Source organism: Micromonospora sp. NPDC005220 (assembly GCF_040607895.1).
GTDB lineage: Bacteria > Actinomycetota > Actinomycetes > Mycobacteriales > Micromonosporaceae > Micromonospora.
In genome coordinates this window covers 31,913-55,643 of sequence record NZ_JBEXHP010000033.1, presented here as the reverse complement: position 1 = coordinate 55,643, position 23,731 = coordinate 31,913, and the positions used below count along the sequence as shown (strand labels likewise).

18 protein-coding genes and 1 pseudogene are annotated in these 23,731 nt (G+C 65.9%); 10 read left to right on the top strand and 9 right to left on the bottom strand.

Going from position 1 to position 23,731, the window contains the following annotated elements; genetic code table 11:
* Window positions 1-91: 91 nt before the first annotated feature.
* The 7 genes and pseudogenes from ABZU52_RS15485 to ABZU52_RS15455 all read right to left on the bottom strand — a co-directional run bounded on the left by ABZU52_RS15485 (window position 92) and on the right by ABZU52_RS15455 (window position 11,411).
* Window positions 92-1,168, bottom strand: a complete 1,077-nt coding sequence (locus ABZU52_RS15485) for a macro domain-containing protein (protein WP_354971700.1) — start codon at window positions 1,166-1,168, stop codon at window positions 92-94.
* Window positions 1,169-1,171: 3 nt separating this feature from the next.
* A complete protein-coding gene (locus ABZU52_RS15480; RefSeq protein ID WP_354971699.1) occupies window positions 1,172-1,804 on the bottom strand; it encodes a DUF4433 domain-containing protein in 633 nt (210 codons plus the stop codon).
* Window positions 1,805-1,962: 158 nt separating this feature from the next.
* Window positions 1,963-2,271 (bottom strand): annotated as a pseudogene (locus tag ABZU52_RS15475) (transposase); the annotation flags it as partial.
* Window positions 2,272-2,380: 109 nt separating this feature from the next.
* Entirely contained in the window at window positions 2,381-3,595 is a 1,215-nt protein-coding gene (locus ABZU52_RS15470) for a TIGR02679 domain-containing protein (protein WP_354971698.1), read from the bottom strand.
* Window positions 3,596-3,598: 3 nt separating this feature from the next.
* Entirely contained in the window at window positions 3,599-8,587 is a 4,989-nt protein-coding gene (locus ABZU52_RS15465) for an SbcC/MukB-like Walker B domain-containing protein (protein ID WP_354971697.1), read from the bottom strand.
* Window positions 8,584-9,867, bottom strand: a complete 1,284-nt coding sequence (locus ABZU52_RS15460; protein ID WP_354971696.1) for a DUF2398 family protein — start codon at window positions 9,865-9,867, stop codon at window positions 8,584-8,586. The genes ABZU52_RS15465 and ABZU52_RS15460 overlap by 4 nt, the downstream gene beginning before the upstream one ends.
* Window positions 9,864-11,411: a DUF2397 family protein gene (locus tag ABZU52_RS15455; RefSeq protein ID WP_354971695.1), complete on the bottom strand. Its 1,548-nt coding sequence runs from the start codon at window positions 11,409-11,411 to the stop codon at window positions 9,864-9,866. Before ABZU52_RS15455 ends, ABZU52_RS15460 begins: the two co-directional genes overlap by 4 nt.
* 963 nt (window positions 11,412-12,374) lie before the next feature.
* Here ABZU52_RS15455 and ABZU52_RS15450 point away from each other — a divergent pair.
* The 5 genes from ABZU52_RS15450 to ABZU52_RS15430 all read left to right on the top strand — a co-directional run bounded on the left by ABZU52_RS15450 (window position 12,375) and on the right by ABZU52_RS15430 (window position 15,755).
* On the top strand, window positions 12,375-12,677 hold the full coding sequence (locus tag ABZU52_RS15450) for a hypothetical protein (protein ID WP_354971694.1): 303 nt from the start codon (window positions 12,375-12,377) through the stop codon (window positions 12,675-12,677).
* Window positions 12,667-13,737, top strand: a complete 1,071-nt coding sequence (locus ABZU52_RS15445) for a site-specific integrase (protein WP_354971693.1) — start codon at window positions 12,667-12,669, stop codon at window positions 13,735-13,737. The genes ABZU52_RS15450 and ABZU52_RS15445 overlap by 11 nt, the downstream gene beginning before the upstream one ends.
* Before the next feature lie 276 nt (window positions 13,738-14,013).
* Window positions 14,014-14,532 (top strand): hypothetical protein, encoded by a 519-nt coding sequence (locus ABZU52_RS15440; protein WP_354971692.1) that lies wholly within the window; start codon window positions 14,014-14,016, stop codon window positions 14,530-14,532.
* 66 nt (window positions 14,533-14,598) lie between these two features.
* Window positions 14,599-15,099, top strand: a complete 501-nt coding sequence (locus tag ABZU52_RS15435; protein WP_354971691.1) for a hypothetical protein — start codon at window positions 14,599-14,601, stop codon at window positions 15,097-15,099.
* A gap of 245 nt (window positions 15,100-15,344) precedes the next feature.
* Window positions 15,345-15,755, top strand: coding sequence for a hypothetical protein (locus tag ABZU52_RS15430; RefSeq protein WP_354971690.1), 411 nt, complete (start codon window positions 15,345-15,347; stop codon window positions 15,753-15,755).
* Between the two features lie 170 nt (window positions 15,756-15,925).
* Here the strand turns inward: ABZU52_RS15430 and ABZU52_RS15425 are convergent, their stop codons facing one another.
* Window positions 15,926-16,540: a hypothetical protein gene (locus tag ABZU52_RS15425; RefSeq protein WP_354971689.1), complete on the bottom strand. Its 615-nt coding sequence runs from the start codon at window positions 16,538-16,540 to the stop codon at window positions 15,926-15,928.
* 541 nt (window positions 16,541-17,081) lie between these two features.
* On the opposite strand from ABZU52_RS15425, the gene ABZU52_RS15420 reads away from it, so the two are divergent.
* From ABZU52_RS15420 to ABZU52_RS15405, 4 genes are all read left to right on the top strand, one after another.
* The gene (locus tag ABZU52_RS15420; protein ID WP_354971688.1) at window positions 17,082-19,184 is read left to right on the top strand and encodes an N-6 DNA methylase; all 2,103 of its coding nucleotides are present in this window, start codon (window positions 17,082-17,084) and stop codon (window positions 19,182-19,184) included.
* 290 nt (window positions 19,185-19,474) lie between these two features.
* Window positions 19,475-19,780: a winged helix-turn-helix domain-containing protein gene (locus ABZU52_RS15415; RefSeq protein WP_354971687.1), complete on the top strand. Its 306-nt coding sequence runs from the start codon at window positions 19,475-19,477 to the stop codon at window positions 19,778-19,780.
* A gap of 131 nt (window positions 19,781-19,911) precedes the next feature.
* The gene (locus ABZU52_RS15410) at window positions 19,912-20,076 is read left to right on the top strand and encodes a hypothetical protein (RefSeq protein ID WP_354971686.1); all 165 of its coding nucleotides are present in this window, start codon (window positions 19,912-19,914) and stop codon (window positions 20,074-20,076) included.
* A 23-nt stretch (window positions 20,077-20,099) separates the two neighbouring features.
* The gene (locus tag ABZU52_RS15405; RefSeq protein ID WP_354971685.1) at window positions 20,100-20,288 is read left to right on the top strand and encodes a transposase; all 189 of its coding nucleotides are present in this window, start codon (window positions 20,100-20,102) and stop codon (window positions 20,286-20,288) included.
* Between the two features lie 42 nt (window positions 20,289-20,330).
* Here the strand turns inward: ABZU52_RS15405 and ABZU52_RS15400 are convergent, their stop codons facing one another.
* A complete protein-coding gene (locus ABZU52_RS15400) occupies window positions 20,331-21,818 on the bottom strand; it encodes a serine/threonine-protein kinase (protein WP_354971684.1) in 1,488 nt (495 codons plus the stop codon).
* A gap of 195 nt (window positions 21,819-22,013) precedes the next feature.
* Between ABZU52_RS15400 and ABZU52_RS15395 the strand changes: the two genes are divergently transcribed.
* The gene (locus ABZU52_RS15395; RefSeq protein ID WP_354971683.1) at window positions 22,014-23,729 is read left to right on the top strand and encodes a PD-(D/E)XK nuclease family protein; all 1,716 of its coding nucleotides are present in this window, start codon (window positions 22,014-22,016) and stop codon (window positions 23,727-23,729) included.
* Window positions 23,730-23,731 lie beyond the last annotated feature (2 nt).

The following is a 23,731-nucleotide window of genomic DNA, read 5'->3' as shown; positions in this document are numbered from 1 at the left end:
CGCTTTGCCACCGCCTGACCGCCGCGACGCCGCCCAGTCGACAGGCCGGACGACGTGTCACCCAACACCGCGAACGTTCGTGGTCACAGCACTAGGCGGGCGGTGGGGCGAGCCAATCCTTATCTCGCATGACGTCCAGCGCTTTGTGAACCTGGCCTGACGTGAACAGGCGGGCTTTGCGTTTGCTCCATCGACGTACCGCCGAAGTGATGTCGTCATCCGTTCGGCCGGAAGCCTCGGGCTGTGCTGCCACCCAGTGCACCGTCGCTAAAAGTTCCAGGGAGTTGCTTGACTCAAAACCGCTCGTCAACTCCATAACTCGATCGATGCGTTCGAGCGTTGCGTCCCTCTCGTCAAGGATCTCCCATGCCGCCTCCTTGGCGCCCGGAAGTAACCGGAAGGGCTCGCTGACTTCGATGCGTTGACTGCCGTCACCGAACCCCTCAAGGTAGTGCCCCTCAACATCTCTCAGGACGGCTCGTAGGTTGTCCGCGTAAGGACCGTAGAAGTTCCGCTCGTAGCGAAGTCCGAGATCTTCTCCAGCGGCCTGCAAGAAATACATTAGTTTCTGCACTGCGATGGGTGTAGCACCTTCTAATGCCATAAACGAATACCGTCGGATGACCTCGATCAGCGCTGCCCGCCCTGCCGTCATGCGTGGTTTCGGACCTGCAGTGTGCATATCGGCGGCCGTCGGTGCACCTGCCGGCGGGTAGATCCGAACGTCTACGTCACGGAGTGGTTCGAGTTTGGCACGGATGAGAGGCTCCACCTCTGCCCAATCCAAGCCTCCATGGCCACAGCCAAGCGGAGGGACAGCTATCGATTGAATCTGCTCCTGCTTGATCACCGCGACCAGATCGTCTAACCCCGCCTCGATGTCGGCGAGCTTGGAGCCTGCGCGCCAGTGCCGCTTAGTTGGAAAGTTTATGAGAATCCTCGGGCCATCGAGTTGGCCGGTGTGCCAAACATGCATGCGACCAATAGCTACATCGCCACGCTTTGCTGCAGACGCGTAGTCCTTGAACATGGCCGGGTAGGCGCGTTTGAACTGCAGTGCGATACCTTTACCCATGACGCCAATAGTGTTCACTGTATTCACCAGGGCTTCGACTGGAGCGTCGAGTAGGTTCCCATTCGCGACAGAGATCATTGGATCCTTCTCCATGTCCTAGAAGTACCAGTCACGATTGACAATGATCGGCGGGGAATGATGCAGCCCGTCGATCAGTTCTTCGACCGCTGCGCGAGTCTTGCTAGTCTTAGTAACAAGGACTTCTACGGCTTCCCACGGGACCCATTCATGAACGAGAAATTCTGCGGCTCGGAGGTCGGCCCCGTCCGCAAAATCCGGCCAGTACCTGGCTTCGATGACCTCCCAGCTGATGTGGCTTGAGAGTTCATGCTCATCGTCGGTGAACTCCGCCAACTTCAGCGCCGCGTTCCGGTCTGAGGCCACCCACTGACCGCCCAGTGCAATGAGCCTAAGAACGTTTGAGACGAGGTAAACGACTTCGTCGAATCCCTCTTGGAATTCGTAGTTGTTCCGACTGAGCGTAAACATCATTGGGCTGCGTGGGCCGAAGTACCACGGCACGTAGTCACCGACACAGCCACCCGGGCCGACGTTGCCGACAGGTAGCTGCAGTCGCCGTTCCCTGATGCCCGCCGAGCCTACTTGAACTTGCGTAAGTCCTTCCCGTCGACAACTGGCATCCGACCGCAGCCCATCCTGAAAAATTCCTGGGAGGTTGCGGAGGTGGGTGAAGTGGTAGACGTTGATCGGGTCAGGTGGTGCGGCCAAGTGACCTCCAGTCGCTGTTGCCTTCAAGGCGTGTCGAAAGCGGTCCAGTCAGGATCGCCCGTCCCCCCGTGGGGTTAGCATGTCACGTCGGTGTCCGCTAGTGCCGTGACCACGAACGTTAGCGGTGTTGGGATCAGGCTGCGCGTGTGGCGGCTGGCCTAGCGTCGTTGTCGTCGGCTGCGGCTGCGGCTGCGGCTGCGCGCACGTTCGCGGCGTTGGGCGGCCAGGACGTCGGGCTGGTTGGCGTGGGCGTTGCGCCGGCGCAGGTAGGCCAGCAGTTTCAGGTGTCAGCACGGGGTGGTTTCGGGTGGTTCGAGCCGGCGATGACTAAGGTGCGTAGTGGCCCGAAATGGGGCCTCGACGGGGTTGGCCCAGGAGACGTAGGCCGGGGTGAAGCCGAACTCGACCTTGTTCCGAGCGGCCCATGCACGGATCTTCGGGCCGTTGTGCGCGGACAGATTGTCCAGGGATCAGAGAATCTGGCGGGTAGGCGGCGGCTCCGTCTGAGCCGCTATGCGAAGGCTGACAGCGAGGGCGGCACGATACTGCCGATCCGGGACGCCGGGCCATGCGGGTTCAGAGCCGGTGAGCACCGAGGATTCGCGCGAGAAGGACGTCGTGCTCTTGGTACACCGCTGCCGTTGCGGAAGTGAGCGCGTTGGGCGGCTCACCTTCGCGCTGCCTGGGCGAGGGTATAGCCGGCGGGTGATGTCGAGCTTCGGAGGCGGTGTCGTCGTCCATCGCAATCAATTCGGCGCCATAGGTCGATGCGACGACGGCCGCGATCTGTCTGCCCGCGGTGTCGATGTCGCCGGCGTATCGCAGATGCACGCCGTGCGTGAGAGCGAGTTGAAATAGCACATGATCGATCGCGCGTAACTGGCCGCTGGTGCAGGCGATCGGTTGTCGCACTCCGGCCGTGAAGGCGATCTCGATGACCGACGGGTTCTCCACGACCGTCAGGGTTTGCGGTGCGAGAACAGGCGGGTGTTGTACGAGGTCGAGCAGGGTGAGCGCCACCGGGGCCGGTGAATCGCGCAGTCGCCGGTCGATCGGTCCGTCGCCGATAGCCTCGACGTTGAAGAGCAGGACGGTCGCGGAGAGTCGGTCGGCGATGACACCCACGCTGGCCAGCAGCGCGCGTACAAGATCCGGTCGATTCGGCTCGGTTTGGCCGGCGCGTTCGGCGATTGCAGCCACGAGGCGGATACCGTTGAGGGTGGTCAGGTCGAAGTAATGTGGGTCGCCGGTGATGTCGTGGGCGAGCTTCGCCAGAGGTGCCGGCGGCCGGGCTGGAATGCGTCGCAGGGCTGCGGCGAGCGCGGCGATGCTGTGCCGGATCTCGGTATCGTCCTCGCCGACGCCGGTGACCCGCATCCGGGCGACGAGCTGCGGAAGGTCGGGAAGCCCCTCGGTCGCGTACTGCCACAGCTGCGCACGACGGTCCGCCGCAGCCAGCGTAGCGGCGCTACGGTCGATGACCGGTTCCCCCACTGCATTTTCGACCAGCGCGACGAGCGTCTCTTGATCGATGTCGAGCGCGGCGAGGAGTTCTCGCAGCGGGATCGTGGCGGTATCGCCGGACACGGTGACGGCGGATGTGCCGCGGCGTCGGCGTGTGGAGGTGTCGAGCCAGGTCCGCAGTTGCGCGATACCGGCTGTGCTCAGTGCCAGGACCCGAACGGTGTTGATCGCCTCGGGGCGGGTGCCGGCGCAGAGACGTCCGTGGACGGCGCGCCACAGCGGGTGCAGGTCGACGTCTTCGGCCAGGTAGGTGAGGTCAGCCGGCATCGTTCAGTGTCCGGCCGGGGTCGTGTCTGCGGTAGGTGCGGTGAGGGGGAGGGGCGTCGGTTCCCCGCTTCCCTTCCACAACCAGGGGACGGTCACGCGGTGCCGGCCGTCGGTGATGACTTCGTGGACGACGACATGCTGAGCTTCGCGTTTGATCAGCGGGGCGATCGTGGGTGTGGTCGCGAGGACGTCGAAATCCCAGGTTCGCAGCAGGGTGAGGATCTGGCGCAGGTTGCGGTCGTCGAAAGCGGCGTCGATCTCGTCGATGGACAGCAGGCGAGGCCCCTGGTAGGTGTCGCCGGAATACATCGACCAGGCGGCGGCCAGCAGCGGGAGCATCGTCGCGAGTCGGGATTCGCCGGTGGATAGGCCTTTGAGCGGGTTGGACCGGGCGTTTACCGGCTTGAACTGGTCGGCGCCGAAGCTGCTGTGCGTGACGCTGATCTCCCAGTGGTGCCAGGAGCGGTAGTCGAAGGTGTGAGCGACTCGGTCGGCCCAGGTTTCCTCGCCGGCGTCCTCCATCCGTTCCCGCAGGATCTCGTACATCTGATCGAAGACCTCATCGGAGGGCGGCGCTTTGAGCAGGGCGACCATTTGCTGGGAGTTGCCGTCGTCGCGGACCTTCCAGTCGACCTGGACGCCGACGCGGGCCACGCCGGTTCGAACATTCTCGAGGGTGGCCCGGATCTGTCGGACAAGTTCCCTTGCCGCCTCGCGGCGGGTCTGGATGTCACGCCGCAGCTGGGTGAACATCGACGTCTTGAGAGTCGCTTTGACGTCCTGGCGCAGATCTCGTTCGAGGCCTTCGGCTGTGGCGCGAAGTGTCTCGGCGGCTTGCCGCAGGTCCTCGCCGACGGCGGCGTTGGGTGCGGCGAGCGTGATGCGCCGCCACTCGGTGCCCTCGAGGGTGGTGCTGTCGAGCTGCTGATCGAACTCTGCGAGGGCCTGGTTGACGGACCGCATCGTGCTCTCGAGCTGCTTCTGCACCCGTTCCCGAGCGATCCTCAGGGTGTCCAGCCGGGCGCTGGTGGTGGGTTTGCCGGCGAGCAGTTGACGCGACCAGGTGAGTGCGGCGGTCAGGTTGGCCGGCCGGTTGTCGCTATCACGCGGCAGGGTTTCCGGCACTTCGGCGAAGCCGTGGGTGATCAGCAGGCACATTCGATCGAAGCAGTCGGTGCGGTGCTGGTCGGCCTCTCGGCGACGCGGCGCGATCTTGTCGAGCGTGGTGGTGGCGGCGACCGCAGCATTGTCGTGCGTGCGGAATTCGGCCTCGCGTCGCTCGACCTCGGCCAGTTTGTCGGTCAGTTCGTCGGCGAGCCGGTCTTTCGTCTGGCGTAGCTCGGCGTATTCCGCCCCGTACAGCGCTCTGGTCTGCTCCATCCGGGCGTCCAGTTCCTGAGCGGTGAGCCGGATCTGGTCCGCGGCGGCGACCGCTTTCTGGAACCGGCCGGCGACCCGGTCCGCTGTCCGCTGCTCGCGCTGGGCTGTTGCGAGCAAGTCGAGGGTTCGCTGCCCGGCGCTCTGCCAGGCCCCGATCTGCTGCAGCAGGTTAGCGACCAAGTCCCGGTGGCGTCGTAGCACTTCTCGGTCGGTTGGCAGGATGGCGCCGTCGGGCAGCGTCGCGGCGGTATGCAGTGCGCGAAGCGCCGTGCGGACGCGGTCGCTGGCTTGCTGGTGCCGGCGGCGGTGCTCGTCGACCGAGGCGCGGGCGGCGGCCTCGTCCCGTTCGGCGGCGTCCTCCTCGCGGGTGGTGCGGCGCAGCTGCTCCAGGTCGGGGAATCGCTGTTCCTCGGCGGTGCACAGTTGCTGAGCCGTTCGGGCCTCGTTCCGCCGCTCGGTGGCTTCCGCCAGCTCCTCCCGGGCGGTGGTCAGGGCGTCGCCGGCGTCGGACTCGGATTGCCGGGTTCGTCCTAGTGCGCCGGCCGCCTCTTCAAGTCGCCGGCGTGCAGTTTCCACCGTCCTGTCTATGGCGTTGCGGGCAGCGTCGAACTCGGTGAGCAGGCCGGTGAGCTGCGCTGCGGCGGTGGCCAGTGCCTGCGTGGTTTGCTGCTGAGCTTTTGCGACGCCGAGCTGCAGCTGGCTAACCTGCTCGCGTGCCACGGCAACCGCGTCGGCGGGAGGGAAGTCATCCCGCTCCCGGCGGGACGCGCGGACAGCGGCGTCAAGGTGTTCAACGCGCTGTTTCTCAGCAGCGAGATCTTGGCACGCGGTGGCCAGTCGCTGTTCGAGGTCGGCGACGAGCGCGAGCCGGGCGCGTTCGCGGGTGGTTCGGCCGATGAACGTGGCTCGGTAGTTTGGCGGGGCCGACGCGATCACGTTGCCGGTGCGCAGGTGCCCGATGTTGAGGTCGCTGCCGGTCAGGTCGATGGCGACGGCCTGCAGCAGCCATTCGACGTGCCGCGGGTCGGCGCCCGAGCCGTTCTCCGCAACGACTATGTCGGCGAGGCTCTGCCCGGAGGCGGGACGGTCGCCGGCGAGCACAAGGTCACCGTCGCCGACCAGGCCCTCGCCGGTGATCAGCGCGTCGAGCAGGCCCGCGGTCAGCAGGGCACCTTCGATACGGTCGGCCTGCTCCGCGCTGATGTGCTCGGCGAAAGCAACGGCGGCCCACAACGGCACGCCAGCGCCCGGATCGCGTGGTGCCCGCCACGGCGGCGCTTGCGGCACCGGCAGCTGTTGCCGGGCCTGTTCGAGCTCGTCCTCGATCCCGGTGACTCGTTGCCCCGCATTATCGACGGCACGCCCTGCCTCGGATATCGCGCGTTGCAGACCGCTGACGGCCGCCGAGTGGGCCCGTTCCAGATCTAGGAACGGCTGCCGCAGATCGATGGCATCCGGATCGTCGGGCAGGTTCATCGTACGGCCGTCGAGGTGGACGAGCCTGGAGCGCCACCCGGCCACCTGGCGGCTCCACTCCGTTGCTGCCAGGGTGGCGTTCGCTCGGCCGTCCACCAGCTCTTGCTCAGCTGTGGCGGTGATGGCGTGGGCAGCGTCCACGGCGGCGTCATGGTCGGCTCGGGCTTGGTGTGCCTGTTCGTCGACGGCGGTACGGTCGATGTCGGCTTGGGCCTGCGCGTCCTCTAGGTCACGTTGGGCCTGATCGGCGACTTGTTCGGCTCTATCCCGAGCCTGTGCGGCCCGGTGTGCCGCGCTCTCGGCAACCTGCACGAGGCGGGTGCCGTGCACGACGTCCTGTTCCCGGGCTGCCAGGGCGATCCGTTCCCGTGTTGCGGTCCCGGCCTCATGCAGCCAGGCAACCAACTGGTCGGGGTCGAGTCGGTCCTCGACATCAGTCGTCAGGTCCGCCGGTACGGACGGAAGCTGGGCCCGGCGGCTGTCCCACTGGTCCAATTCGTCGAGTAGGTCCTGTTCGGCGGCGCGACGTTCGGCGCGGGCATCACCGGCACGATCGGCGGCACGATCCTGGGCTTCTTCGGCGGTGCGGAGATGCCCGGCTTCGGTTCGTTGCTCGATCTGTGCCATGTCGTGTTCGTGCAGGACCGTGTCGATGCCGTTGAGGGTTGTCGTGCGCGTCTCGATCCAGCCGCGGGGTGTTTCGGCGATCTGGGCGAGGTCAACCTTGGGCGGGTCCTGGTCGAGGCTGTTGGCTGCCGTGACCTGTTCGGTGACCTCGGTGAGACGATCGACGAATGCGTGCGCTCCGACTTCGGCGGCTGTCGCGCGTAGCCGTGAGCCGATCCCCGTCAGATGGCGCTGACTGTTGCGGAACTGGTCCACGGACTCCACCGCCTGCTGGGCGGCGTATTGCGACTCTTCCTGCAAGTCCAGGCCGGCTGCTTCCAGCTCGGATTGCTGCTTGCGTAGATCAGTCAGGCGTTCTTCGAGATGCGGAAGCTCGGCGCCGGCATGGTCACGCAGCGCGTCCTCGGCGGCCTGCAGCCGGCCGCGGACACCGGCGATCTCGCCGCGCAGTTGCTCGCGCCGGGCCTGCACCCGCGCCGCCTGTGCTTGCGCCTCCGCCAACTGCTGCTCGGCGGTACGCGCTTCACGGGCGTGGTCGTCGAAGACCGTCTGGGCATTCGCCAGTCGGGCGGCTTCCTCGGCGATGATCGCGTCGATGTAGCGCTGGTACTGCTGCTCCGATTGTTCCAGCTGCCGAATCTCGGCACGGGCTTGCTTCAGTTGTGCCTCAAGGTCGGCGATGCGTTCCATGGTGTCGGCGATGAACTGCAACGCGCGGGGATCCAGCGCCGGAAGCGCCTCGGTCAGCACCGCGCGCATCTGATTCGGGGAGATCGCCTCTGCGGTGCGGACGCTGCGCAGGCTGCGCAGCACTCCGACGAGAGCGTCGAACTGCACCGAGTCCAACGGCGCGAACAGCGTCGTGCGGATAGCGTCGCGGTACTGGTTCTCCTCGGCAAGGTTCACATAGTCCCGGACCTTTGAGGTGAGACGGTCAGTTGAGGTGAACAGTCGGCCGCTCGCGGCGGCAACCTGCTCGGCGAGCCCTTCAATCGGTACCGGATCCCGCTGTCGGGCGAGGAAGAGGTCGGTGCCGACACGGCCCGGCATGATGAAGAACGCCTTCTGCAAGCCGCTGCTCTGCGAGCGCAGCCACAGGCCGGTCGTCAGGTAGCGAACATCACCGGTGCCGCTATCGCGGTAGCCGTACTCCAGCCACCACGCTCCGGTGCGATCCTCCTTCGGGTTGCGGTCGGTGTGCCGGTCGATCAGCGTGCCAACGGCCTCACCAGACACCGACAGCGCCTTCTGCGACACCTCGCCGTCGAGCAGTACGGTGACCAGCATCGAGGCCGTCAAGGACTTACCGGATCCGTTCGGCCCGGCCAGCGCCAGCCAGCCGTCGGCGAACATGAGCGTCTCGTCGGTCCACGCCCACGAGTTCACCGCACCGGCTCGGGTTGGCTGCCATCTGTCGGCGGCGATCGGTCCGTCGTTCCAATCCGACACCGGGCCGCCGGTGTCGTGGCTTCCGGTTGACTGTTGGCCCGGGTGCGCAATGAGGGTCACGCCGGCCCCTCCCTCGTGTCCGAGTCAGCTTCCGTGCGGTGCCGGCCCGGACGAGCGGGCTGGCCTTGCCGTGCCCGCACGCGCCACAGGTGCACGCCCGGTGTGATTTGCCACCGGTCTTCGTCGCCGGTGACCCGGAGCAGGCCGGCGGTGACCAGTTCCGCGGCAGCGGCTCGAGCTAGGACGGGCAGTTGTTCGGCGTAGCCGGCCGCCCACCGTGGCATATCTCGACGGATCTCTTCGAACAATGTCGTGATCTGATCGGCGTTTACCTCGGACGCGCCGTGGTGCGGCAGGTGCGACAGCAGGGCTAGCGCACCCTGCCGCTCTGTCTTGCGGCCCTGCGGGAAGTCGGAGTCAGAGGCGGTGCCCGTCGGGTCGGTGATCTCCCACCAGTCGCGGCGCACGCTGGCGACCAGCCCCAGCGCGGCGGCGATGTTCAACGCGCGTTCCCGGCCGGTCGAGGTAGCGAGGTAACCAACCGGGTTCGGGTCGTCCTCCGGGTCAGCGGCAGGATCGTCCGCCACTCGCCGCAGCGCGGTCAGCCGGCGCCCCTCCACGCTGGCCTGCCGTTGCAAGACAGCGTCCGGCTCGGCGTCCGGAAGCGAGACCGCTGTCAGCGTGGCGACGTGCTGACTGGGCGCCCGGTCGCTCAACGACAACAGCGTCGGCGACAACGAGGCGAACTTGTTGGCGAGGCTATCGCGGTCAGCGGTGATGAACACCTCCGCGTTCTCGTCCGTCACCGCCCGGTCGAGGTCCGCGTCGACGCCGATCTCCCCGTCCACCTGGAGCAGCTTTATCGCATCCACAATGTTCGCCCGTGCGGCCTGTGCTTCACGCTTGCTGACCCCGTCCGCAGCCACGATCCGGAAAGCCGGTAGCCGACCCGTGGGCGCCTCGGCGGCGCACACCTGAGCAACCGACTGCAACAGCTCGCGCAGGCTGATCCGCGGACGCCGCCACAGCTGTTCACAGACCAGCGCGGCCAGCACCAGCACCTGAGCGGGAGCCAACTCGCCTCGTCCGCTGCGCCGCTGCAGCCGCGGTCCGCGATCCCCGGGAACATCGTCACGGCGCTTATGCAGGCGCACCATTCCGCCAACGTCGTGAATGTGCAGGGTCCACCCTAATTCCATACGGAAGAAGTCGGTGATCTCCCGCCGGCCGCGCAGCACCGCCCGGTAACGAACCGGATCATCGGCCGAAGAGATCCGGCAGGTGAGGATCAGGTGGCGTGCCGCGTCAGCGAGATCCGGGTCGAGAAGCCGCTGGGTCATGCAGCGCCCTCCGTCATCACGACCTGCGGATGCTGGGCGGCTTCGGTCGGGGTCACGGTGATCAAGAGCTCCGGCGCCACCAGGGTCCCTTCGGCAAACCGGATCGGCAGGTGGGTCTCGGGGCGACCCAACCGGACCCGCACGACCACGCTGGCACCCTCGGCATGGACTTCGCCGTATCCGGTAGCGACATCAATCGTGTTGCGCGCTACTTCGATCGCGCCGAGCAGGATCACCAACGCCGCTGTCTCCAGACCGGTGAAATAACTCAGCGGCACTTCGCCATCGGTGGCCAGCAACGCGCTGAAGCGCCGCCGATTCGCCGCAGTGGCGGCGGCCTTCTCCAGAGCGGCAGCCCGGGCAGCACCGGCGTCCGGGACCTTGCGGGGACGGCCGCTGGAGCGACCGGCGCGTTCGTGCTCGCGCAGGATCACATCCACCTGGTGCCGGCTGGTCCCACCGGCTGCCAGGGTGGCGTGAGCGACGTCTTCTTCGGCCGTCCCGACGATCGCATGCACGGCAGGCCATTGGCCGAACGCGGCCGCGTACACCCGGCGGGCAGCCTCGTCGTCCGGCTGGGCGAACAAGCTGTACGCGAGTTCTCGGAAGTCGGCGGCCAGATCCGACCCGCGCCGCAGGGCTGTGTAGCGTCGATCGATGGCCACCAGGAGGGTATGCACGGCGCCGGCCGCCGAGGAGATCAGTCGCTGCACCGAACCCAGAGGTGCGAACCAGGCGGCCAGGTCAGACAGCCGACGCACCCGCTCGTCGATCCAGTCCTGCTGATCCCGGGCGTCAAGCAGGCCGGCGTGCATGGCGGCGGTCTCGACCAGCGGCCGGTGCCCGGCCGACTCCAAGTCGGTCAGGGCCGCCTCGACCCGGCGGAGCGCTCGCCCATACTCGCGCGGAAACTGCCGCAGGGCCTCGATGACACGGTCACGGTTCTCCCCGAACAGCAGGTCATCGGTGACATCGGACTGCACCATCTGCGCCAGCGCAGCGTAGAAGTCGGCGGTGACCCGCTGCATCTCGTCCAGCCTCGTCCGGACGTCATCCAGGTCGGTTGGCAGGAGCCCAGCGTCGGAAGAGAGATGCTCGATCAGATCGCGAACCGTGCGTTCGACGCTGTCGAGAAGACGGCTCGGTAGTTGCAATGCCCGCCGCGAGTCGACGACAGCCGTGCGCACCGCGGCCACCACGGCCCGGCCGATCTTGGTCAGCGCCCAGGCCTCCTGACGGCGGACCACCGCATCCAAACCCGCGTTGAGCGCCGCGTAGTCCCGGAATGGCTCGACGAGATGCGCACTCGTCAGATAGTCGAGCACCGCCCGCAGCTCAAATTCGGTCACCTGGTCGCGGAAGCCGACGTCGCGCATCTGCGCGGCGATGTCGGCCGGCGTCGACATCGGGGCGCGTGTCGCCAACTCCTCCAAGGCTGCCAACACTGCGGTGTTGCGCTCGCGCGCCAGGTCCTCAGGTTGGCCGAAGCATCGCCACACGACCGGATCGATGTCCTGCCACCACAGCCGTGGCGGATTCGGCACGCAGTTCCTCCCGGACGACCGTTACCTACCGCGCCATCGTCGCGGCACTCACCAACACTTCCTCGCTACTCTCCGAGACGCACCAGTGACCGACGCCGCAAGATTACGGTCTTCACGGCCCGAAACGCAGCCCTGGGCACAGGAATCGACAGCCGGACCACCACTACTGGGCTGTCCTCATCGAACGTCACCCGAACTCACTATCGACAGGTTGGGTCCACCTGTCCGCAGGAACCTTGCTATCAGGGACGCAGCTACCGACTCGCGCATCGCCTCACGGTCATCGACGGCTAAGCCCACCTCACCTGACCCGGGCATGTACTGAACGTCCCCAGCCCGCCCTGCGCGCTCACGCTCTTCATGATCACCGAGACCTCGACGCAAATCAGCGACGGGACATGCCACCGAAGGCATAGTGGGACCAGCTCGCGCTGATCCGACCCGCCGGGGTTGGAGGCTGGCCTCTCGTGAGCGCTGCGGCAGCGTTCGATTCAAGCCGACCCGCAGCGTAGCCGCACAGCGGCGAGGGGCGGGGGTGGCGTGCGGTAGCCGGGGTTGCCAAGACCGTCTCGCGGCAACGAAGCACATCGGCTGCGCTTGAGTCTTGGGCAGGAAACGAGTCCTGTTCATCCGTCCCTACATGGGCCGTTCAGCCGTACGCCGACAGGAATCGTCTGCTATCGCGCGTGATCTTGACGTCGGCGGCGGCCGGTGAAGGGCCGGTAGGAGGCGGCCGATCGGATCGTGCCTCAGCATGTACTGCCTGAATGTGATTGTTCGGTCATGACACAACTTATCCGGCCGAAGGAACACCTCGTCGGTCCACTCGTACCTGCTGTCCTGCCCGCGCGTCTGGGTCCAAGCCCGATGCCGATGCCAGCTCTACCTGCCCGGGTCTGTCCGTCGGCGATCACGGACGCGCCCCTGTTGCTGTGGATGGCTCTTCCGGCACGCTGTGGCCGGGTGAGCGCGCAGCACCTCCTGCGCGCGTTGGGCTGGCCCCCGCACCACCGCCTCGACATTCAGCCGCGCCACGGCATGCTCGTTATCTGCTCGGCCAGCGACGGCCGCCATCAGGTGGGCAGCCGAGGGGACCTACCCTTGCCGGCGAATGCCCGGCACATGTGCCGCATCGCGCCCGGTCAACCCGTGCTGCTCGCCGCCATCGTTGCGCACGACCTGCTCGTCGTGCATCCCGTCAGCACCGTCGTACACCTGCTCGCCGACCTGCACACTCACCTGGCGGGAGCCGACAATGACCGCTGACCCCGCCGCCGTCGCTGCCGCACGACAGGTTCTGGCTCACCTGGGCGTCACGGTGACCGATCTGCAATCGCACCCCGCGACGCCGTCCGTTGTGCCGACGGTCGCCGAGTACCTGCCCCGTGTAGTCGCCGCTGCCGGGCCTGGAGCACGCCGCACCTACGGCACCTACTGGGAACGGATGGCCGCCGCGTGGCCCGATCGGCCCTTGGACACCATCACCGCCAGTGATTTCGAGGCTCTGAAGCAGGCGATGATCGCCAGCGCCGTGTCGCGGCGCAACAGCCGCAACGGCCGGCACGCCGGTGAGCACCTCGTCGCCGCCGCCCGCGCGTTCTACCGATGTGCCATCGCCGACGGGCTGATCGACGCCGCCGCCAGCCCCGCGCACCGCGTCGCGAAACCCCGACGCTTACCCGGCACCCGCCGCGCGTTGACCGCACACGAATTGGAGGAGATCAACGCGATGGCCCGCACCAGCGGAAACGACGTCATCCTCGACGCGCTGATCCTGCGACTGCACACCGAGACCGCAGGCCGCCGCGGCGGCGCCCTGGCCCTACGGCTGGTCGACCTCGATGCCACCAACGGACTCGTCCGCCTCACCGAGAAAGGACCCACTGTCCGCTGGCAGCCCATCACCCTCGATCTCGCCGGACACCTGAGAGAGCACGCCGCCGCTCGCGGCGCGGTCCTGCCGACCGATGCGCTCCTGCGCGCGCGCAACGGCCAACCGATCACCAGCCGCCGCTACGACCACCTGTGGAAACGCTTGGGCGAGCGCCTGCCCTGGGTAGCCGTGCATGGCATCTCGACCCACTGGCTGCGCCACACCACCCTGACCTGGGTGGAACGACACTTCGGCTACGGCATCGCCCGCGCCTACGCCGGACACACCGACAGCCCCGGATCCTCCACCACCACCTACATCAAGGCGGATCTGCACGACGTCGCCAACGCGCTGTCGGCCATGACCGGCCAACCCCATCCACTGGCCCGGGTGGCAAATCACGCCGGCACGTGGTCGCAGGCGAACCACGTCGCCTCGCCCACGTCCGAGTAGGAGACAGTCGCCGCGTGCGGTGTCGGGGGAACCAGCCCCGTATGCACCGCACGCGGCGAGGCGAGCGGACCGGCCTTGCAGCCCTCGGTCCCAGCTGAGAGGTTCTACGACGGCACCACCGAACATGCTGCCGTTGTCGACCGCATCGTCGACTGCCCCCCGAATCAGGGCGGAAGCAGTGGTGAAGCCCGCGAGGACCGCCGTCGCACGTGATGCCCTTGCCGACGCTGGCGGCAAAGAACCGCTCCCGAGTCCTCCGCCTGAACATCGGTCGGGGTGAAGCGGAAGGAGTGGTGCCGGTCGTTGTTGTCGGCCGAGAAGTATAGTGCAATGGTGAAACATGCGGCAGTGAACAGTCAGGACCAAGAGGCGCTTAAGGTTGTGGTAGCCCGCTTTCGTGCAGCTCTGGAGCTAGGCGACCTCCCGCTTGTAAGCCTTGCCGCATTTCCTCACGGCTCATGCGGCGATGTATGCGAGCTGCTGAGTCAGTTCTTGATCGACTCCGGGTTTGGTGAATGGCGGTACTGCTCTGGGCAACGGGCTGACCCCTTGTTCACGAACGCCTGGCTGGAGCGGGACGGACTGATCCTCGACATCACGGCGGACCAGATCCCCGACATAGACCAACCGGTGTTACTTACTCGTGACCGCGCCTGGCATAACCAGTTCTCCCTCCATGAGTGTCGACGCGCGGCGAATGTAGATCACCTTCTCTTCCAAGACTTCGCGGCGGATGCTGAGTGGACTTACCGCGAGCTGTATCGCCGTGTCAGTGATCGAGCAGGACTGCCTTGATACGTCGCGACCTCGTTCGCGACGGGCTGTAGGAATCTAGGCTAGATGTGGAAGGGGGCAGGCTCGATGCTGGTCCGCTTGGAGGATCTCCCGGCCGCCGACCGTGACCAGGGCCTCTCCGTCTTCGCGACGCTGCCGGCGATTGCACGGCTTGATTGGCCCAAGGAGGTTGTCGAGCAGTGGCTCTACGACCACGGCCGTCACCTCGAATTTCTCGATGACTACGGCAGCCTTGACCTTAGCCGGATTCGGTGGACGCTTAAGGACGTGGCGGTTGACGACTTGAAGGCCATCCCGACCGGAAGGAGCGACCAGGACTGGCTGGACGAGGTCGCTGCAGAACATCGCCGTTGGCTGAGCCTGCGTCCACAAAGATACCGTGATGCATGGGAGGACCACGGGAGTTGGCTCGTACCACCCATTCTCATCACCCGAGCCCTCCTGTATCCCCAGAGCCCTGGCCTTCAGGTGATCGAAGGCCGTATGCGCGTGGGGATTCTTCAGGGCAGATTGGCTGACGGTCTACACGTTGCTGACATTCACCGGGCTTGGGTGGCTTCAGCCTGAATGGTGCCGAGTCGGAGGGCTGCTTGGGCCGTCCCGTTGGAGGCCCCGCCTCAGCTGACTCTGGTGCGAACTCTGACCAGGCATCTCCCGCACGACGAACCGCAATGTCTTCGCCGATCGAAGAGCCTCGGTTGATCGATCTGATCGGTGCGATCGTACCGCTCCACTGTGTCTGTTCGGTCCACACGCAGTAGACAAGCCGTGACCGCTGACCGGCATAGTCCTTCGCCACAGAAACGGACGCGTTGGAGCGCGAAACCTTCGACCTCGTGGCGACCACCGTCCATCGCCAGATTCCGCGCACGGTACGCGCGCAACGCACCACCCTGGCCCTGCTGCGCGAGGCCGTGAGCCACCAGCCCGACAACATGCACGACCTGCTCGACGAGGTGTTCAGGCTCTCCACCGACGACCAGGACAACCTCAAGACATTGTTAGATCGCACCAGCCTGGCCACGGTCATCAAGACATCTACCAGCGTGTCAGAGGCGGCAGGCGAGACAGAGCCCTTTCAGTCCCGGTTCCGCCAGCACGGGGCCCACGAACTCACGATGGTGACCGCGGTTATCGGCTGGGACTGCCTCGGTTCGGTTGACTCGCGGCGTCGAGTGGTTCAGAGGAAGCGTTGGCCCATGACGAGACCACCCGAGCTGTGATGAGGCACCTCCGCGACGCTCCGATCAGTCCGGCTCTCGCAAGGGCCCACCGCGGGTGCTATCCGCAGCGATCACCGGGCTCTCTGCTCGGTACCCCACCAGGTCAGTAGACGTCGTGCGAAGGCCCGGGTCTCGGTGTTGCTGACGGTGATCCCGAAGTGGTCACGGATCTAAGCCGACAGGTACTCGCTGAGATCGCCCGCGCCGGCACCGTTGGTCAGTCTCGCCAGCAGCGGTGCGATCAGGCAGTCGTACTCGTCGACGTTGGCCCGCGGGTCGTGGACGCCGATGAAGTCCCACGCGTTGAGCAGCCGGCGAAGCCCGCCCGTTTGCTGCTCTGCGCTGCCGTGGGCGAGGCTCGTGAGGTCAATCCCCGGCGAAGCCGACACGCGGGAAATGTGATCACGGCATAGCTGACGAACCGTCGTCGCCAGTTCCTGACTGCCGCGCCCCCAGTCCTGATCCCACTCGTCGACCAGCACGTGCAGGTCGGTGAAGGGGCTGCGCCAGATCAAGTCGAGATCCAGGTGCCGTGAGACGAAGGCCGAGGCGTGCTCGCTGACGGTTCGTCCGTCGACCGCGCTGTTGATCAGCCGTTGCGCCAGCCTGGCCAGCCAGGTGTCCGCCGCTTGCGCTGCGGACGGAACACGCACGCCCACCTCGCTGAGGGCGTCGGGCAGGAGTTCGCCGATCAGTCGGGTGTCGGCGCCGTCGAGTCCGGCCAGTTCACGCAGGGCCGGCCCGTCGTGTCCGTCGGCGAGCCAGTCCGCCGCGTACCAGGGCATCCGCTCGACATCGACGCTGCACAGCGCGTACTCGGCGGCAACCAGTTCCGGCGGCTTACCCAGTGCGTGGCGTGCGGAGCGGCGTACTCGGTCAGTCAGCCGGCTCCGTGGTTGCGGTTGAACCGATACGCGATCGCTTCGGCGTCCAATCGGATGAGGCCGCTGGTGTCGATCGCCTTGGCAGTTCGAGGAAGGCCGCCGGGCGCACAAGGTTCTCTCATGATCTGATGACGGTACCGGCGGCGTGAGCAGCGTGCGACGGCAGCGGACCTGCGGAGACGGTCCCGACCAGCGACGGGACGGGTTGGCGGCGACTCGTGCGGCGACCTGCGGAACTGAGCGGCTGTTGGCAATTCTGTGTCGCGCCTGGTGGACGGCACGAGGGGAGGGGCGATCGCAGGCATTGGCCTGGTTGGGCAAGCGTACGGCAGATGGCTGTAAACTGTGTCAACCAGATGCTCCACTGCAGTCATGTCTATTGATGTTGCTGCGAAGCGACGCTGAGCGACCGCTCGGTCGTCCAGCTGACTCGGGAGTGCAGATGCCAGAAGAGACCGACACCCCGGTCGTTCTCGCAGAGATCGCGCGGATCGCCGGCGTTGGACGCGCCGCCGTGAGCAACTGGCGACGACGGCATCCGACATTTCCTCGCGCTGTCGGCGGCACAGACGCAAATCCTCAGTTCTCGTTGATTGAGGTTGAGTCGTGGCTGCTGGCGAACGGCAAGATCAAGCACATAGGCCACCTCGAGCGACTTTGGCCGCGCTTCGAAGTGCTTGGCGACCGGGCGTTGAGTGGCAGGGCGATTGCGGAGTTCGGCCTCAAACTCCTGCCGCGGGCAATCGAGCCGACATTGGCGCCGTCGCAAGATTTGCCCAGTGCCGCAGTCACGCTAGTGGACCAAGCCGTGGAGATCGCATGTGAGGAGGGGGCCAGAAAGACCTTCGACTTTCTGCTCGGTCGATGGCTCGAAACCTATGTCCGCCAGATGAGCGTGACTTCACCGCAGCTTGCCGAGCTGATGGTGACCGCCGCGATGGCGTCGGTGCCGGTCGGACTGGAAGCCTACGGCACGGTGCTGGACCCGGCGTGCGGGAGCGGCGAACTGCTGCTTGCCGCTGCCAGGCGCGGATGGCGCACACTATTGGGTACTGACATCGATCCCACGTCCGTCGCGATGACGTCAGCGCGGCTGGGCCTCGAGATCAGCAAACGGCATGCCACGTCAGAAAGCGACGATCGCGTCCCCCGAGCGGCGGCTGGCGGTCAGCTGCCTGTGGTTGATGTCCGTCCGGGAGATTCGCTTCGAACCGACACGCACAGCCAAATCAAGGCCAACTTGATCATTTCCGCTCCGCCATACAACGAGCGAGACTGGGGCCATGAAGAACTGGCCACCGATCCGCGGTGGAAGTACGGTGTCCCGCCTCGGACAGAGTCGGAACTTGCCTGGGTCGAACACGTACTGAGCCGGCTGGCGCCGGACGGTGTGGCAGTACTTCTGCTGCCGCCTGCGGTAGCGTCTCGGCGGGCGGGGCGCCGAATCCGGAGTGCGCTATTGCGCGCCGGAACGGTCCGGGCGGTGATCGCACTACCGCCGGGTATCGCCCCGCCGTACAGCGTGGCACTTCACCTGTGGATTCTGCAGGCACCCCCAGAAGAGGCGCAGGACAACGCTGTTCAGGAGATCCTCCTGTGCGACACCTCCGCTTTCATTGCATCGCCAGGCGGCAAGCCGCAGGACTTCGACTGGCCATGCCTTCAAGGTCATATCGGTCAGATGCTCGATGAACTTCAAAGTCGCGGTGGGAGCAGCCGTGGGCCAGGTACGACCAAGCCGCTGCCTAGCGGGTGTGGGATCATCTCAGTGATGACGCTGCTGGACGAGCAGGTCGACCTCACACCAGGGCGTCATGTTCCCTTAAGCGCCGGCGAGCAGGTCGACCTAGGCGAAGCGTGGAACGATTTCAAGAAGATCCTAGTCGAATTGGATGCGCACTCGGGGCGCCTGTCCTCGCTTCAGTTCTCGGCCGAACCTCACCGCACGGTCGGCATGACAAGCGTCAGCGATCTGGATCGTGCTGAGGCCCTCAAACTCCGAACGGGCCAACCCGTCGAAGCAGACGTTGACTCTGAGGATGGCTTTCCCGGGGCGGTCCCCGTGCTGCACGTGAGGGACTTGTTGTTGACCGGACGTCCAGGGGGATGGCTTGAACCGGAGGCTGCCCGCAAGGGGGTAGAGGCCGGCCTGCTAACCATGGCCGTGGCAGGCGACGTCATCGTGGCGGGTGTTGAGCGCGCATATCGCGCATGGGTGCACATGGGTGAGCCGCTGATCATAGGCCCTCAGCTGTACTCGATGCGGGTGAATTCGAAGCTGCTCGACTCGTGGTTTCTAGCAGGCTGTCTCCGAGCTCCAGCTAACGCGCGACAGGCGAGCACGCATGCCACATCCTCAGGCCGCATCGATGTACGCAAGCTACAGGTACTACAGCTGGCGCTCGCTGAGCAGAGCGCCTACGGCGACGCGTTCCAGGCAGTGGCCCGGCTGGAGGAGACGCTACTAGGCCTCCATCAGATCGGAACAGGCCTGGTCACCAGGATCAGTGATCAACTCTCCGCAGGGCGTGCTCAAGTGTACTGAGGCGATCACCCAGACCTTGATCGCGAAGCGGTGAGGTGACCGGTCGTGTGCTTCCGACGCTGGCGCTACAGAGGTTGAAAGGTTGACGTCCGTCGGCGTGTCTGCGTGATTTGAGTCGATGGGTTCGGTAGGCCAGAGGTATAAGGTATCCGGCTGGTGGTCGCCTGAACGCAGCAGCCCGAGGTCCGGCGTGAGAAGGTCCGGATCGAGGCCACGACCATGTTCGAGAAGTCCGTACCGACCGCGCAGATCGCTTCTGAGCTGCGGGTTTCCGAGAAGTCGGTGCGTTTGTGGCGGCGGCGGGGGACTGCTGGCGGCACGGAGGCTCCGGCGTCGGCTGGGCCAGGCGGTTCGGACTGCAACTCTCCGTTGAGCAGTTGAAAAAGTTGGCAGAGCTGCGCTTTGAAGGTCCGACCGTGCACGGTTGGGACGATGCCCGTTGGACCCTCGCGCGGGTGGCCGAGGTGATCGAGCGTCGTTTCGGTGTCTCCTACACGCTGCGTGGGGTGTCCTATCTGCTGCATCGCGTCGGGTACAGCCAGCAGGTTCCCACTCGTCGCGCCGTCGAACGCGATCGGGAAGCGATCGCTGGCTAGCATCGCGGGCGGTGGCCAAGACGTGGGCCTGGCGCGGGCACACGCCGGTGGTCGAGGTGTCCGGCAAGGGCTCCGGCCGGGTCTCGATCGCCGGTCTGGTCTGCCTCTAGCCCGGACAGTGAGGCCGGCTGATGTGGCGAGCCCGGCCGCACCCTGGTCGCGCCGGGGAGCGTGGCAGTTTCAGCGAGGACGACTACATCGCCTTCCTCGACCAGGCCCACCAGCGCCTGCAGGCACCGATAGTGCCGATCTGGGACAACCTGAACACCCACGTCAGCCGCCGCTGCACGCCCTGATCGCCGCCCGGCCGTGGCTGAGCGTGATCCGGTTACCCGCCTACTCCCCGGACCTCAACCTCATCGAAGGCGTCTGGCGTTGGATGAAACGCGGCGTGACCAACACCGCCGCCCACGGCGTCGAGCACCTCGCTGAACTGGTCAACGTCGACTACGCGCTTGTCGGCTACGGACCGATCTTCTCGCCGGCTTCCTCGCCAGCGCCGGCATGACTCTCGAACCCGAACCACCGAGATAGTTCGGACCTTGGCCCTTCAAGCTCTGTAGCTGGCTGAACGCCAGTCAACCAGGGCGTCGATGAACGTCTGGGCCTCGGTATGACCTGCCTCTCGTAGACTCTGTGCGACCGCGATGGCTCGTTCAGCCAGATGGCTGGCGGGTGGCTCGGGTAGCGTGCGGACCAGTTCGGTCATCTCCCTTAGCAGGCCGATAGCGGGTTGCAGGTCCCCGAACGGAATGCGGCATTCGCTCAGTCCGAGGCGGCCTTCCCATACGTCGGGGTGGTCCTCGCCGAACTCGGCGACGGCGATGTCGATCGTGTCCTGATAGAGAGCGCCAGCACGGCCGAAGTCGCCAGCCAACCGCAAGGCATCCGACGCCTGCTGCCGTACGGTGGACACCACCTGTTCTCGTACTCCCCACTGGCGCTGTGCGGCTGCGAGCAGGTCGCAGAGTTCGGCGGAAGCCTCCTGTAGCTTGACCGGATCTGTGCCGAGCCGGGCCAGCGACGCCGCGACTTCTCGCTTACTGAGCCACTGTCGGCCTTCCGCCCGAGGGTGCGACGGCTGCTTCGCCGCGGGCATCGCCCTTTGCGAGGTGTCCGAGGTTCGTACGTTGCGGAAGTACGCTGTCGGATCCGGATTGATCCTCGGCGAAGGGGCGGGATCACCCGGCTTGGGAAGATATTTAGTGAATACTTCCAGTACCGCAAGAGCGCTCTCGGGCCGATCCTCCGGCCTCTTGCCGAGCATTCCCAGGGTGAGGTGCTCGATGTCTGCGGATATTCGGGAGTTGTATACGGTGGGAGGTGCTGGCGCCTCGCGTAGATGCTTCTTCGCCAGGCCGTCTCCCTCAAACGGTGGGCGGCCGGTGAGCATCTTATAGACGATGCAGCCAAGCGCGTAGAGATCGGTGGCAGGGGTGACCTGCTCCTCCAGGATTTGTTCCGGGGCTTGATAGCCCCTGCTGCCCACCGTGGAGCCTTGCCGGGTGTATTGGGTGGCCCCGGGGCTGAGTATCTTCGCGACACCAAAGTCGATCAACTTCACGGTACCGTCGGCGGCGATGAGGATGTTGTGTGGTTTGAGGTCGCGATGGACGACGGGCAGTGCGTGTACGGCGTCCAGGGCAGCGGCTACTTGTACGACGATCGACGCTATCGTGCTGATGCTGGGATTGTTCGTCTCTAGGAATTGATGCAGCGAACCGCCGTCAACGTATTCCATGACGAGATACGGATCGTCGCCGTGTTTGCCGATGTCGAACTGCCTAGGAATTCCGGGATGGCGCAGTTGCTTGAGGAGATTGGCCTCGCGCCGAAAGCGCCGGCGCGCCATGAGCAGGTCGGCGTGGCGAGCATCGTCGCCGGCGTAGGACGCGAGGAACTGGTCCGAACGCAGCATCTTCACCGCGACTAGGCGTGGTTCCCGCCGATCTGAAGCCTTCCAGACCTCGGCCATGCCGCCGCTGCCGAGGCGCTCGACCAGCTCGTACCGGTGGTTCAGCACGTCGCCTGGTTTCATGACCGTCCTCTGATGTGGAGTGGAGTGCTGCACGCGCCGGATCGGCTCCGCGGGAGCGAAGCCCCGTACAGTGAACCACGCTCAGAGCGTTGTGTCAGTGTACTGAGTTTACAGATATCGCCGAGTGTGCTTGAGTGAGTGTCCTGACAGGTCGACCGGCATCGGTCAGCCTCTACGCCGCATCGAGGTTACTTTATGTCAACCTGGCATAGGCCGGACGGAACCGCCGGCGAGATCACCCTTATCCGCACCAACCTCGCCGCGGCGCGGGAGGCTGACGAAGACTGCCCGCTTGGACGCAGCCTCGAGGCGCGGCCGTTGGTGACCGCAGACCCGGAGGCTCCTGAGCTGACCCTTCCGCTGGCCGACTTCGCGCTCGGTCCACTGATGGCGGCCTTGGACCGGATCGAGTTTTCCCGGTTCGGACTCAGCCAGACAGAAGTCCTGAGCCTGATGTGGCAGACGCGCGGGACATTCAGGAACCATCGTCGGGCTCCGGCTCACCCCGGTCTGCTGAAGTGGACCGAGCTGGCGATCTCGCACTACCTCACGGCTCGCCAGGCCGATCAGGCGGCGCGCTTGGCAGCAGGCGAGCCAACGACGCGGGCGGTGGACGTCAAGTGGGTCATCCAGCGGCAGCTGAGCCAGCCCGACGCGCGGGGCGCCAGGGCGTACGAGCAGACGGCATGGGGCCGGCGCTACACATCCGCCGACGGTGAGGTGCGTGAACTGTGGCTGCTCTCGTTCGGCCGCGCCAAGACCGAGCGACCGGCTGGCGAGACCGCGGCGGCCGCGAAGGTGACAATGTTCGGCGGCTCTGCGGTAGGCGGCTGGAAGGCTCCACACAAAATGACTCCGGCGAGGCGGCCGCAAATCGGTGAGCCGAAACATTCCTCGAGAGCCCGGGTCATCGACGTCGGATGCGCCGACGGGTCGTTCAGCGTGCTGGCCGACTGGAATCGTAGGCAGGTAGATGACAACTTCGCTGCCGATGCCGCCCCGGTCTTGTCGCGGGTAGTCGGGGACATGCAGACCAAGCCCGGCTCGAGTTGCCTGGATTGCAAGGCGATAACAGGGTGCACTGTTCTGCCGAGAACACCCGGGTTGCTGTCGCTGACGGCGGGCCACCCGAGCGGACGCCGCATGAGCATGTCGGTGTCGGACCTGCGCTACTACGAGGACTGTCCTGCGAAGTACCACATCCTGCGCCAACTGAAACTCAAGTCGACACGGCCGGAGAGCAACGCGATCAGGAGGGGACGGGCCGTTGACGCGTGGCTCAACGAGCGTCACGCGGACCGCGACCGCACTGCCTGCCGCGCCCAATCCGGGCCGGACGTGAGCATGTGGCTGGCTGACCGGTTCTCGCTGCCGCCTATTGACGCGGACGCGGCCGCACGCATGGCGGCACACCATGGCTGGTTCTGCCCCCTGGACGGTCTCCGCACCTCGGAGAAGGTGCTAATCCAGCCACAGATCACGTGCTTCGATCACGAAGTGAACCTCGTGTTCACGGCCACGCCGGACCTGGTGCACAGCCGCGACGGTGGCTGGATCTGGCGTGAGACCAAGACGTCGGCGAGCAAACTGTTCGAAGGAAAGCCGCTGCTGCGCCAATATCCGCAGCTTGCCTTAGCGGTGCTCATGCTCAACGCGGGCGCACTCGGCGGCATCGTCGCGCACTCTCGGGTGGAGCTGGAATTGCTCACCCCCGACGACGTGACCCTGGAAGAGATCGATCCGGCTCGCCCGGCTGTCGTCGACGAGGCACGCCAGGTCATCGACGACCTGGCGAAGCCGTGGATTCGCGACCTTACCTATGAGCCCCAGCCCGGAGCAGCCTGCGCCAGCTGCGAAGCCCTCGACTGGTGCCAGCCAGGCCAAGATCACCTCGGCGCACTGACGACCTGAAC

Coding starts and splice junctions, on each gene's coding strand:
- ABZU52_RS15425 (WP_354971689.1), bottom strand. CDS start 16,540: ATGCCCTGGTACGCGGCGGACTGGCTCGCCGACGGACACGACGGGCCG.
- ABZU52_RS15395 (WP_354971683.1), top strand. CDS start 22,014: ATGTCAACCTGGCATAGGCCGGACGGAACCGCCGGCGAGATCACCCTT.
- ABZU52_RS15410 (WP_354971686.1), top strand. CDS start 19,912: ATGTGGCGAGCCCGGCCGCACCCTGGTCGCGCCGGGGAGCGTGGCAGT.
- ABZU52_RS15400 (WP_354971684.1), bottom strand. CDS start 21,818: ATGAAACCAGGCGACGTGCTGAACCACCGGTACGAGCTGGTCGAGCGC.
- ABZU52_RS15420 (WP_354971688.1), top strand. CDS start 17,082: ATGCCAGAAGAGACCGACACCCCGGTCGTTCTCGCAGAGATCGCGCGG.
- ABZU52_RS15445 (WP_354971693.1), top strand. CDS start 12,667: ATGACCGCTGACCCCGCCGCCGTCGCTGCCGCACGACAGGTTCTGGCT.
- ABZU52_RS15460 (WP_354971696.1), bottom strand. CDS start 9,867: ATGACCCAGCGGCTTCTCGACCCGGATCTCGCTGACGCGGCACGCCAC.
- ABZU52_RS15435 (WP_354971691.1), top strand. CDS start 14,599: ATGCTGGTCCGCTTGGAGGATCTCCCGGCCGCCGACCGTGACCAGGGC.
- ABZU52_RS15470 (WP_354971698.1), bottom strand. CDS start 3,595: ATGCCGGCTGACCTCACCTACCTGGCCGAAGACGTCGACCTGCACCCG.
- ABZU52_RS15485 (WP_354971700.1), bottom strand. CDS start 1,168: ATGGAGAAGGATCCAATGATCTCTGTCGCGAATGGGAACCTACTCGAC.